This window comes from Streptomyces sp. NBC_01224 (genome assembly GCF_036002945.1).
Lineage (GTDB): Bacteria > Actinomycetota > Actinomycetes > Streptomycetales > Streptomycetaceae > Streptomyces.
The window spans coordinates 4,223,595-4,235,328 of record NZ_CP108529.1 but is presented as its reverse complement, the minus strand read 5'-3'; the positions used below and the strand labels follow the sequence as shown (position 1 = coordinate 4,235,328).

10 protein-coding genes and 1 pseudogene are annotated in these 11,734 nt (G+C 69.9%); 6 read left to right on the top strand and 5 right to left on the bottom strand.

Annotated elements, in window-relative coordinates; genetic code table 11:
* Positions 1–365 precede the first annotated feature (365 nt).
* Positions 366–1,805, top strand: coding sequence for a rifampin monooxygenase (gene rox / locus OG609_RS18695; RefSeq protein WP_327273875.1), 1,440 nt, complete (start codon positions 366–368; stop codon positions 1,803–1,805).
* 372 nt (positions 1,806–2,177) lie between these two features.
* Here the strand turns inward: rox and OG609_RS18690 are convergent, their stop codons facing one another.
* Complete coding sequence (locus OG609_RS18690; protein WP_327273874.1) at positions 2,178–3,257, bottom strand: MerR family transcriptional regulator; 1,080 nt, start codon at positions 3,255–3,257, stop codon at positions 2,178–2,180.
* Positions 3,258–3,402: 145 nt separating this feature from the next.
* A pseudogene (locus OG609_RS18685) lies at positions 3,403–3,924 on the bottom strand (ATP-binding protein); the annotation flags it as partial.
* Positions 3,925–4,187: 263 nt separating this feature from the next.
* On the opposite strand from OG609_RS18685, the gene OG609_RS18680 reads away from it, so the two are divergent.
* The 3 genes from OG609_RS18680 to OG609_RS18670 all read left to right on the top strand — a co-directional run bounded on the left by OG609_RS18680 (position 4,188) and on the right by OG609_RS18670 (position 5,808).
* Entirely contained in the window at positions 4,188–4,691 is a 504-nt protein-coding gene (locus OG609_RS18680; RefSeq protein ID WP_327273873.1) for a helix-turn-helix domain-containing protein, read from the top strand.
* Positions 4,692–4,718: 27 nt separating this feature from the next.
* Positions 4,719–5,351 carry a hypothetical protein gene (locus OG609_RS18675; RefSeq protein ID WP_327273872.1) on the top strand — a complete coding sequence of 211 codons (633 nt, stop codon included), beginning with the start codon at positions 4,719–4,721 and terminating at the stop codon, positions 5,349–5,351.
* A gap of 121 nt (positions 5,352–5,472) precedes the next feature.
* The gene (locus tag OG609_RS18670; RefSeq protein ID WP_327273871.1) at positions 5,473–5,808 is read left to right on the top strand and encodes a DUF2516 family protein; all 336 of its coding nucleotides are present in this window, start codon (positions 5,473–5,475) and stop codon (positions 5,806–5,808) included.
* On the opposite strand, the gene OG609_RS18665 is transcribed toward OG609_RS18670, so the two are convergent.
* From OG609_RS18665 to OG609_RS18655, 3 genes are all read right to left on the bottom strand, one after another.
* The gene (locus OG609_RS18665) at positions 5,790–7,154 is read right to left on the bottom strand and encodes a PP2C family protein-serine/threonine phosphatase (protein WP_327273870.1); all 1,365 of its coding nucleotides are present in this window, start codon (positions 7,152–7,154) and stop codon (positions 5,790–5,792) included. The genes OG609_RS18670 and OG609_RS18665 overlap by 19 nt on opposite strands.
* Before the next feature lie 319 nt (positions 7,155–7,473).
* Positions 7,474–8,562: a C40 family peptidase gene (locus OG609_RS18660; RefSeq protein ID WP_327273869.1), complete on the bottom strand. Its 1,089-nt coding sequence runs from the start codon at positions 8,560–8,562 to the stop codon at positions 7,474–7,476.
* A gap of 219 nt (positions 8,563–8,781) precedes the next feature.
* Positions 8,782–9,573, bottom strand: a complete 792-nt coding sequence (locus OG609_RS18655; RefSeq protein ID WP_327273868.1) for a class I SAM-dependent methyltransferase — start codon at positions 9,571–9,573, stop codon at positions 8,782–8,784.
* Positions 9,574–9,794: 221 nt separating this feature from the next.
* Here OG609_RS18655 and mshA point away from each other — a divergent pair, with 221 nt between their 5' ends.
* Together mshA and OG609_RS18645 are read left to right on the top strand one after the other, a co-directional pair.
* Positions 9,795–11,147, top strand: coding sequence for a D-inositol-3-phosphate glycosyltransferase (gene mshA, locus OG609_RS18650; RefSeq protein WP_327273867.1), 1,353 nt, complete (start codon positions 9,795–9,797; stop codon positions 11,145–11,147).
* Positions 11,140–11,667 carry a YbjN domain-containing protein gene (locus OG609_RS18645; RefSeq protein ID WP_327273866.1) on the top strand — a complete coding sequence of 176 codons (528 nt, stop codon included), beginning with the start codon at positions 11,140–11,142 and terminating at the stop codon, positions 11,665–11,667. Before mshA ends, OG609_RS18645 begins: the two co-directional genes overlap by 8 nt.
* The last annotated feature ends 67 nt before the right edge of the window (positions 11,668–11,734 follow it).

Sequence of the window (11,734 nt, the reverse complement as noted above, 5' to 3'; positions counted from 1 at the left end):
CGGCATCCGCAGGCCCATGGGAAATCCACCTGGACCGGAGGAGCTTGTCCGTCCACAGCGGACGACAAAAGGCAAAGGCAAGGAGGTTACTCACTCCTTGCCACTCTCAACGTATAGCGCACCGGGGGGCTTGCGGCAAGGCCCGGGTCGTGCCGCAGAATCGTCGGCCGAGGACAGAACCTGCGGAAATCAGAGATTCGCGAAGTACGTGTTCTGTTGTCGACGTATGGGTCTCGCGGGACGTCGAACCGCCGATGGAAATCGCGGTGCGGTTGCGGGGACTCGGCGCGGAGGTGCGGGTGTGCGCGCCGCCGTACTGCGCGGAGCGGCTGGCCGAAATCCAATCTCGTTGAATGGGTGTTTTGATGATTGACGTGATCGTGGTCGGCGGCGGACCGACCGGCTTGATGCTGGCCGGCGAGTTGCGGCTGGCCGGAGTGCACGTGGTCGTGCTGGAGAAGTTGGCGGAGCCGACCGGGGAGTCCCGCGGGCGCGGTCTGCACGTGCGCAGCGTCGAGATGATGGACCAGCGTGGCCTGCTTGGCCGGTTCCTCGCGGTCAGCGAGCGGTTCTCGGCCGGTGGTTTCTTCGGCGGCATCATGAAGCCGTGGCCGGACCGGTTGGACACGGCGCACCCGTACGGCCTCTCCACCTTGCAGCCGGTCACCGAGCGGCTGCTCAATGAGCATGCGCTCGAACTCGGTGCCGAGATACGGCGCGGCTGCGAAGTGGTCGGGTTGAGTCAGGCCGAAGACGGGGCCGGGGCCGGGGTGACCGTCGAGCTGGCGGACGGCACGCACCTGCGCTCGCGCTACGTCGTCGGGTGCGACGGCGGCCGCAGCGTGGTGCGCAAGCTGCTCGGTGTCGGTTTCCCCGGCGAGCCCGCCAAGGTCGAGACGCTGCTGGGCGACATGGAGATGACCGAGGATCCGGCGACGGTTGACGCCATCGTCGCGGAAGTCCGCAAGACCCAACTGCGGTTCGGCACCATCCCCAACGGGGACGGGACGTACCGCGTCGTCGTTCCCGCCGACGGCGTGGCCGAGGACCGTGCGACCGCGCCGACGCTCGAGGAGTTCAAGGAGCAGCTGCGGGCGGTCGCGGGCACCGACTTCGGCGTGCACTCGCCACGCTGGCTGTCCCGGTTCGGCGACGCCACCCGGCAGGCCGAGCGCTACCGGGTCGGCCGGGTGCTGCTGGCCGGCGACGCGGCGCACATCCACCCGCCGACCGGCGGGCAGGGGCTCAACCTCGGCGTCCAGGACGCGTTCAACCTCGGCTGGAAGCTGGCCGCCGAGGTCAACGGCTGGGCGCCGGAGGGGCTGCTGGACAGCTACCACGCCGAACGGCACCCGGTGGGCGCCCGCGTGCTGGACAACACCCGCGCGCAGATCACGCTGCTGGGGACCGATCCGGGTGCGACCGCGCTGCGGGAGCTGCTCTCGAAGCTGATGGACTTCGAGGAGGTGAACCGGTACGTGACCGGGATCATCACCGCGGTCGAGGTCCGCTACGACTTCGGCGAGGGCCACGAACTGCTCGGCCGGCGGATGCGGGACGTGGGGCTGGAGCGGGGGCGTCTCTACGAGCTGATGCACGGCGGCCGCGGGCTCCTGCTCGACCGGACCGGCCGGCTCTCGGTGGCGGGCTGGGCAGACCGGGTCGACCACGTCGTCGACCGCAGCGAGGAATTGGACGTGCCTGCGGTACTGCTGCGGCCGGACGGCCACGTGGCGTGGGTCGGTGAAGATCAGCAGGATCTGCTCGGTCAGCTGCCCAAGTGGTTCGGCGCTGCTGCCGGCTGAGCGCGCAGTTGTGGCCCGAAAGGGTGGGCCGTTGTGATCGCGTGAGACGGGGCACGACAGGTGTCCTGCACATGCGACACCTGTTGTCCTGTCCCAGATAACTGTGGGCAGGGTGATGCTCTGACCTGCGGTGCCTACGGTTCAGTGGGACGGATCGGTGGTTGGTGTCCCGCTCAACCGTAGGCAGCGTGAGCGTTCATCCGCGGAGCCGGGCCAGCAGGCGACGTGGAGTCGGTTGCGAGGTGCTGGCTGCCCTGCCTCGGGGAGCCGGCTCGGGTCCCTTGGCCTGTTGGACGAGACGGTATTCGTCGACTTCGCGGATGAGTTCCTGAGAGCGGATCTGGGGCAACTCGAAGTGCATGCCGCTCGTTCCTACTGCTGGAGCTCCACGACGTCGGCGACCACGCAGCTGATGTTGTCGGGGCCGCCGGAGCCGTTGGCGAGGGCGATGAGTTCGCGGACGGCCCGCTCAGGCTCCCTGACATCGGAGAGCACCCGTCGGATTTCTTCGGTCGGCACGACGGTCGACAGGCCGTCGGAGCAGAGCAGGTATCGGTCTCCCTGCTGGGCGTCGTGAAGGCGCATGTCGGGGATGACATCGGCTCCTTGACCCAGGGCTCGTATCAACAGCGACCGCTGGGGATGAGAGGCGGCTTCCCCCGGGGTGAGGCGTCCTTCGTCGACCATCGACTGCACCATGGTGTGGTCGTGCGTGATCTGGAACAGCTCTCCGTCGCGCAGGAGGTGGACGCGGGAGTCGCCGATGTGGACGAGGGCCAGTTGCGATCCGGTCCAGAGCATCGCAGTGAGTGTGGTGCCGGCCCCTTCGGGTGATGAGCCGGATCCGGCGACGCCGTTGACGGCCTGCTTGGCCTGCTCGATGGCGTCTTCGAGGACGTTGAGGAGATTGCCCGCCGGGATGCTGTCCGTTTCGAGATGCTTGAGCGCGTCGACGGCGGCAGCGCTCGCGGGGGCTCCTTTGCTGCCGTAGCCGTCGGCGACGGCGAGCAGGCGTGACCCGGCGTAGGCGGTGTCCTGGTTGCTCTCGCGGACCAGGCCCGTGTCGGAAAGGGCGGCGTAACGGATTCCCAGGGGCTTGGTGATCGGAGACATAGCGGGGTCCTTCCAGGAAAGATGGTCGATGAGGAACGAAGCGAGGTCCCGCCGCGCGGCGGTGTCGGCCTCGACCTGGGCCCAGAACGCGCGGATCTCCTGTGCCGCCGCGGCTGACTCCAGCGTGCAGACGTGCTGGATGCGGGCCAGGGGCATCCCTAGGCGCCTGAGCCAGGCGACCAGCCGGGCGTGGTCCAGTTGTTCCGGTGTGTAGAGGCGATAGCCGCTCACCGGGTCGACGCGAGCGGGGGTCAGCAGTCCGAGCTCGTCGTAAAGACGCAGCGCCTTCGGTGACAGGCGGGACGCCTTCGCGAACGTCCCGATGGTCAGCAACCCCATGCTCGCTCCTCCTCAAGCCGAGCACATCGCCCGGCCCCACCGATGCTGTGGCTTCCCCCGGGGTGAAGGTCAACCAGTGTTTTCGCTTCGGCCGCAGGACTGGCAGGCCCGCGTAGGGGTGCCTGGCTTTGCTGGGCGGACCACAACTCTTGACGGCCTCCGCGATCTGCAGGGCGGCCTGGGCGGGCGTGAGGTGCGTGGTGTCGACGACCTCGGCCTCGCCGTGCAGCCACGTGCGTGCCGCCTCGGCGTAGGGCTCAAGGTATTGGAGACGGAAGGGGGAGTTGGGGCCAAGAACGGTGTCGCCCGCGATGCGCGCGCGGAGGGTGTCCTGGTCGGCATGGAGGACGAAGTGCCGGACTGGAATGGCATGCTCGGCAAGGCCCGAGCTGATCTCGCGCCAGTACTGCTCGACCAGGACGGTCATGGGCATCACCAGGGTGCCGCCGGTGTAGTCGAGTACGCGGCGGGCGGTCTCGACCACGAGCGGCCGCCACGGCGGCCAGTGCTGGAAATTGCCCGTCCAGGGCAGCCCCGGCGTGATGTCCATGAGTGTCTCGCCGACCTTCTCGGCGTCGAACACCCGTGAATCCGGGATCAGCTGCTGCACGAGTGCACTGGTCGTCGTCTTGCCTGCGCCGTGGGTGCCGTTGAGCCATACGATCATGGGGTCCAACGCTAGCGCTGTGCGTGCCGCGGGAACGGGCACAGCAGAGATCCGGTACGGCTTCGGCGTTTCTCAGGGTGACGTCAACCACCAGGATCAGGTGTCACCTATCTCGAAAAGTCGCACCCGCGCCAAGCCCACACGACAGATGGCTCGCCGACACGACACCTGGCGTGACGAGTCACAGGGCCATGCGAGTGGTGTGGCGCACTTTTGCAAGCAGGTGCTTGCAAAAGTTAGCAAGGGTGGCGCACCATCGAGGTATGGCATCACTCAACGTCGGCAATCTCGGTGAGTATCTGCGTGAGCAGCGGCGCAATGCGCAGCTGTCGCTGCGGCAGCTCGCCGATGCCGCCGGGGTGTCCAATCCCTACCTCAGCCAGATCGAGCGCGGGCTGCGCAAGCCGAGCGCCGAGGTGTTGCAGCAGGTCGCCAAGGCGCTGCGGATCTCCGCCGAGACCCTTTACGTACGGGCCGGGATTCTGGATGAGCGGGAGCGGGAGGAGCTGGAGACGCGGGCGGTGATCCTGGCCGACCCGTCCATAAACGAGCGGCAGAAGAATGTTCTGCTGCAGATCTACGACTCCTTCCGCAAGGAGAACGGGTTCGAGCCCGGACCGGAATCCGGCGCCGAAGCCGGATCGGCGACCGGCCACGAGTCCGGATCGGGGGCCGGTGCGGACGGCCGCCCCGGTGCCGACGGCCCCCGCGCGGCCGGCGGCAGCGATGCCGGCACAGCTTCAAAGCCTTCAAAACCCTCACACTGAGTCTGATGATCCGGGAGGACCACAGTCATGGCCATCACCGATGACCTGCGCAAGACCCTCACCGACCCGACCCCCCTCTACTTCGCCGCCGGTACGGCCGATATCGCCGTCGAGCAGGCGCGCAAGGTCCCGGCGCTGATCGAGCAGCTGCGTGCCGAGGCGCCGGAGCGTATCGAGGCCGTGCGCAACACCGACCCCAAGGCCGTGCAGGAGAAGGTGACCTCGCAGGCCAAGGAGGCGCAGGCCACCGTGCAGGCCAAGGTCACCGAGGTGATCGGGTCGTTCGACAGTGATCTGCGGAAGCTGGGCGAGAGCGCCCAGGACCTGGCGCTGCGCAGTCTGGGCGTGGCCGCGGAGTACGCGGTGCGGGCCCGGGAGACGTACGAGAAGGTCGCCGAGCGCGGCGAGCAGACCGTGAAGACCTGGCGTGGCGAGACGGCCGACGAGATCGTCGAGATCGCCGTCGTCGTCGAGCCGCGCAAGGAGTCCAGGCCGACGGGCACCGCGAAGACGGAGCCTGCCGCGAAGCCGGGGCCGGCAAAGGCGTCGCCCGCCCCGAAGACCGTCAAGCCGGAGAGCAAGGCCCCGGTCGCGCCCGCCAAGAAGGCGCCCGCGCGCAAGCCCGTCGCGAAGAAGACCACTCCGCCGACCGCGAAGTAGGGGCTCGGCTCACAGCCGGAGTGTGTACCGGGGCGCGGGGCGGGCACCTTGGAGGTGCCCGGCGCGTTGTCCCGGTACCTTGGCCGCGAGGCGCTCATCCACTTATTAGGCGGTGCACACCATGTTGCTCACAGGATTCAGCACACTCGTCTGGCTGCTCTACATGGCCATGCTTGTCCTGGCCGTGGTCGCACTGGTCATGGCCGCGATGGCCCGTGAGGACGCCTACCGGGCCGCGGACAAGCAGAAGAAGTCCTTCTGGCTGATCATCCTCGGTATCACCGTCGCCGTGAATCTCTTCGTGCCGATGCTGTTCCTGCAGCTTGCGGGCGCGGTCGCGTCCATCGTGTTCCTGGTGGACGTACGGCCCGCGCTGAGGGCGGTCTCGGGTGGCGGCGGCCGGCGCGGTGGCTCCAGCAGTGACGGGCCGTACGGGCCCTACAACGGCGGGCGCTGAGCGCTCGCGGGGTTTGCCGGGGCCGTGGGTGATGCCGGTTCGGGGCGGGGGCGCGGGATGCTCCGGCCCCGGTTGGCGTTCAGGCCCCGTCGGCGTATGTGTTCCTGGTCGCGGTCGAGCAGCAGGACCGCGACGTCGTCGGTCAGTTCGCCGCCGTTCAGCTCCCGCACCTGGGTGACCGCGGCCTCCAGGAGATCCTCGCCGGTGAGCCCCTGAGTCAGCTGGCGGTTGATCATCGCGACCATGCCGTCCTGGCCGAGCCGCTGAGTGCTGTCCGGCCCCACGCGTCCCTCGATCAGCCCGTCCGTGTACATCATCAGGCTCCAGGAGCCGCCGAGATCCACCTGACGGCGAGGCCAGCGCGCACGCGGCAGCAGACCCAGAGCCGGGCCGCCGTCCTCGTACGGGAGAAGGTGCGCGGCCCGTCCGTGCCGGGCGATCAGCGGGGCGGGGTGGCCCGCCAGGCAGAGGCCGGCGCGCCGGCCGTCGGGGGTGATGTCGACGGTGCAGAGCGTCGCGAAGATCTCCTCGCTCTCCCGCTCGTGCTCCAGGACCTGCTGGAGCGTGGAGAGCAGTTCGTCGCCGCAGAGCCCGGCCAGTGTCAACGCCCGCCATGCGATGCGCAGTTCGACGCCGAGCGCCGCTTCGTCCGGGCCGTGCCCGCAGACGTCGCCGATCATCGCGTGGACAGTGCCGTCGGGCGTACGGACCGTGTCGTAGAAGTCCCCGCCGAGCAGTGCGCGGCTGCGGCCGGGGCGGTAGCGGGCCGCGAAGCGCAGATCGGAGCCTTCGAGCAGCGGGGTGGGGAGCAGGCCGCGTTCGAGGCGGGCGTTCTCCTGGGCGCGCAGCCGGGACTCGGTGAGCTGGTGCTGGGCGACGTCGGCGCGCTTGCGTTCGACGGCGTAACTGATGGCGCGGCTGAGCAGCCGTCCGTCGAGTTCGTCGCGGAAGAGGTAGTCCTGGGCGCCGACCCGTACCGCCTCGGCGGCCAGCTCGGCGTCGTCCTCCGCCGTGAGGGCGAGGACGGCGTGGCGCGGGGCGATCCGCAGGACGTGCTTGAGGGTGGCGAGCCCGTCGGCCCCTTCGGCGGGGGCGGAGCGGGCCTCGCTGCCGGTCGGCAGAGCCAGGTCCAGCAGGATGCAGTCCACGTCGTCCGTGAGGAGCCGGCCCGCCTCGGTCAGGTTGCGGGCGGTGCGGATACGGACCCGCGTGCCGGCTGCGGCCGGGAGCTCGGGGACGGTGAAGGTGTCCGCCGGGTCGTTCTCGATCACCAGGAGGGTCAGGTCGGCGCCGTGGGAGGTCTCCGCAGCGGAAACGGCGCGCTGCTGCGGTACGGGTACGGGCATCGGTTCGGGTTTCCTTCCCTCCCCCCGAGGGCGCGGCGGAACGACGATCGACGATCCGCCAGACGGGGACCATAGCGGTCCGCGGTGGGGGAACGGAATGGCGTTCCGTAATTGCCCGCTGTCATATGCACCGCCATAAGCCGCGTCAGGTCACGGATCCGGCGTGATGTGCGGGGGTGGGTCGGGTGCCGGGGCATGACGAAGGTCACGCGGGATGGTGGGGGGTGGGTGGTGCGGGTCACTCCCGTGGGGGCGCCCCGGCGGGCGCTTTGTCCTCGATCCCCGGACGGGCTCGATCTGCCCGTCCGGGCAGCGCCCCCTACTTGTCCGGGCGGACCACGCCGAGGATCTGCATCGAGCCCGCGCCCGCCAGTGTGACGTTCCGGCCGGGGCGGGGGGCGTGGATGATGGCGCCGTCGCCGATGTACATGCCCACGTGGCTGGCGTCGCCGTGGTAGATGATCAGGTCGCCGGGGCGCATGTCCTTGATGGCGATGTGGGGCAGCAGCCGCCACTGCTCCTGCGAGGTGCGCGGGATCGGCCGGCCCGCCGCCGCCCAGGCCTGTGACGTCAGCCCGGAACAGTCGTACGAACGGGGGCCCTCGGCCCCCCAGACGTACGGCTTGCCGATCTGCTCGGTCGCGAAGGCCACCGCCTTCTTGCCGCTCGCACTCGCCTCGCGGTTGATGTCCTTCAGGGCGCCGGAGCTGAGCCAGGCCGTCTGCAGCTTGTACTCGGCCTCCTGCTCCAGCTTGAGCAGGCGGGCCCGCTCCTTCTTCTCCAGCTGGTCTTCCAGCTTCTTCGCCGCGGCGATCTGCGCGTTTATCTTCTTCTTGGCCTCGGCCTGCTTGAGACGGTTGGCTTCGAGCTTCTCCCAGTTGGTGCTCGCGTCCTGGGTGTACGTCTCCAGGTCCTGCTGGGTCCTGGTCAGTTCGCCGAGAACGCCCTGGGCGGCCTGCTGGCCCTCCCTGACCCGGCCCACCCCGTCGAGGAACAGCTGCGGGTCGTCGCTGAGCATCAGCTGGGCGCCCGGCGGCAGTCCGCCGGTGCGGTACTGCTCCCGGGCCTGGGCGCCGGCCTGGCTCTTGAGCTCGGCGATCTTGGACCGGCCCTCGACGATGGCCCTGGCCAGCTTCACGATCTCGCCGGACTGCTTCTTGGCCTGCTCCTCGGCGAGGTTGTACGCGTCGGTGGCCGCCCCGGCCTTGCGGTAGAGGGCGTCGATCTCCTGGCGTACCTCTTCGAGGCTCTTCTTCGGCGTCTTCGACCCGGAACCGGACCGGGTGTCGGGCTGCGTCGCCGAGGGGGAGGGGGGTGCGGGCGCGGCGAAAGCCTGGCCCGGCGCGGTGAGTACGGTCAGCGCACAGGCCAGAGTGATCGCGGCTGCGGCAACGTGACGTCGGTTCACGAGATTCCCCTCCGAATGAATCTGATTTACCGTCAGTAACTTCTTGCCGATGACGAGATCGTGCCATGCCGTACCGAAAAGCAACAGAGGTACACACCTGCTGTCCTGACGGTCACACGGGTCGACCGACGCCCCGGGAATTGCTCCCCATCGTCCTGACGAACGATGCCCTGTCCGCGTTCCCGCCCGCCTCCCCGCTTGCGGGCCCGGCGGGTCTGTTCAGTACGTGTTGGGCTGTCGGTTGGGCTGGAGGGCGGTCCACTTCACCGTGACTTCGCCCTGGCGCCACCGCCGTACCCCGTCCGTCAGCGGCCAGTCGCCCGACAGCGCCCGCACCGCCGTGATCCAGCGCTGCCGGGCACCCAGTGACGCGTACGGAGCTGCCGCGGCCCACGCCCGGTCGAAGTCCCGCAGGAACGCATGGACCGGTTCGCCCGGCACATTGCGGTGGATCAGCGCCTTGGGGAGGCGTTCCGCGAGGTCGGAGGGGCGGTCCAGGGAGGCGAGCCGGGTCGCGAACGTCACGGTGCGCGGGCCCTCCGGGCCGAGCGCCACCCATACGTGCCGACGCCCGATCTCGTCGCAGGTGCCCTCCACCAGCAGTCCGCCCGGTGCCAGGCGCGCGCAAAGCCGCTGCCAGACCGCGGCGACCTCGCCCTCGTCGTACTGGCGCAGCACATTCGCTGCCCGGATGAGGTCGGGGCGCTCGGGGAGCGGGATCTCGAAGCCGCCGTGCAGAAAGGTGAGGCCCTCGCGTTCGTACGGTTTCGCCGCCGCGACCCGCTCCGGGTCGATCTCGATGCCGACCACCGTCGTGCGCGGCTCGGCGGTACGCAGGCGCTGCAGCAACTCGACGGCGGTCCAGGGGGCGGCGCCGTACCCGAGGTCGACGGCGACGGGGGTGTCGGCGCGGCGCAGGGCCGGGCCGTGGGTGGCGGCGATCCAGCGGTCCATGCGGCGGAGCCGGTTCGGGTTGGTGGTCCCGCGGGTCGCGGTGCCGATGGGGCGCATGACAGCGAGCGTAACGATCCCACGGGGGCGGAAGGCGGCGCGGGTGCCCGGCCCCGGTGCGGTGGGCGGCGCGGGGTGCCCGGACCACCGACCCGCCATGCGGCCGCCTCACTGCAATGATTTGGTAAAGCGGAAATGAAAGGAGAGATTCCGCTGTTGCAGCCCTCGAAGGGGCTCAGGTCCCTTCGATGCCATGCCCTGAGTGAGGAGGACCGGACGACGTGAGTCAGTACGTCTCCCGGCTCGGCAGCAGCCGTGTCGCGCCGCGCCTCAGGTTCCCCGCCGCCTTCCCCGGCGGTCACCGCAAACCTCGCCGCATCGCGATGCTCTCCGTGCACACCTCGCCCCTGCATCAGCCGGGCACGGGTGACGCGGGCGGCATGAACGTCTACATCGTGGAGCTGGCCAAGCGCCTCGCCGCGATCAATATCGAGGTCGAGATCTTCACCCGGTCCACCACCGGCGGGCTGCCCCCGGCGGTCGAGCTGGCGCCCGGTGTCCTGGTCCGGCATGTCGACGCGGGGCCGTACGAGGGTCTGGCCAAGGAGGAGCTGCCCGCCCAGCTCTGTGCCTTCACGCACGGCGTCATGCAGGCATGGGCCGGCCAGCGCCCCGGCTACTACGACCTGGTCCACTCCCACTACTGGCTCTCCGGTCATGTCGGCTGGCTCGCCGCCCAGCGCTGGGGCGTCCCGCTCGTCCACGCCATGCACACCATGGCGAAGGTCAAGAACGCGGCGCTCGCGGCGGGCGACACCCCCGAGCCCGCCGCCCGCGTCATCGGCGAGACCCAGATCGTCAGCGCGGCCGACCGGCTGATCGCGAACACCGCCGAGGAAGCGGACGAGCTCATCCGCTTCTACGAGGCCGATCCCGGGTCCGTCGCCGTCGTGCACCCCGGGGTCAACCTCGACCGCTTCCGCCCCGCCGACGGACGCGCCGCGGCCCGGGCGCGCCTCGGACTGCCGAAGGACGCCCTGATTCCGCTCTTTGCGGGCCGCATCCAGCCGCTGAAGGCCCCGGACGTGCTGCTGCGGGCCGTCGCCGTCCTGCTGGACCGCGACCCCTCGCTGCGCCGCCGGATGGTCGTACCGGTCGTCGGCGGTCCGAGCGGCAGCGGGCTCGCCAAACCGGAGGGGCTGCAGAAGCTGGCGGCGCGGCTGGGCATCGCCGATGTCGTACGGTTCCAGCCGCCGGTCGGGCAGGACCAGCTCGCCGACTGGTTCCGGGCCGCGTCCGTGCTGGTCATGCCCTCGTACAGCGAGTCCTTCGGCCTGGTCGCCATCGAGGCCCAGGCGGCGGGCACCCCGGTCGTCGCGGCGGCCGTGGGCGGTCTTCCGGTGGCGGTGCGGGACGGGGTCAGCGGCTTCCTGATACCCGGGCACGACCCGCAGGCGTACGCGCAGGCGCTGGGCCGGTTCGCCGAGGCGCCGGAGCTGGTCGCCCGAATGGGTGCGGCGGCCGCCGCACACGCCCGGGGTTTCGGCTGGGACACCGCCGCGTCCGCGACCGCCGACGTGTACACGGCCGCGATGCACGAACACCGCCGTCGCGTACGCTCGCACCATGGCTGACGTACCCGATGAAGCGGTGACGACGCAGGTCGCGCAGGTCGCGCAGATCATCGAGGCGACCCTGAAGGACGCCGAGCTCGAATGGGAGAGCCCCGAACCCGGCAGCTACGTCGTCAAGCTGCCCGGCACGCGGAAGCTGTCCACCACCTGCTCGCTGCGCGTCGGCAAGCACTCGCTCTCTCTCAACGCCTTCGTCGTCCGTCACCCGGACGAGAACGACGCGGCGGTGCACCGCTGGCTGCTGGAGCGCAACCTCCGCCTCTTCGGCGTGAGTTACGCGATCGACCAGCTCGGCGACATCTATCTGGTCGGCAAGCTGCCGCTCTCCGTGGTCACCCCGCAGGAGCTGGACCGGCTGCTAGGCACGGTCCTCGAAGCGGCCGACGGCTCGTTCAACACCTTGCTGGAGCTGGGCTTCGCGAGCGCGATCCGCAAGGAGTACGAGTGGCGGGTGTCGCGCGGCGAGTCCACGCGGAACCTGGACGCGTTCACACACCTGACCCAACGCCCCGTCGGCTGACCTCCGGGTCGAGTCTCGATCGACTGGTCCGAGAACTGGGCCGAGGCTCGATCCGCTGGCTCAACTG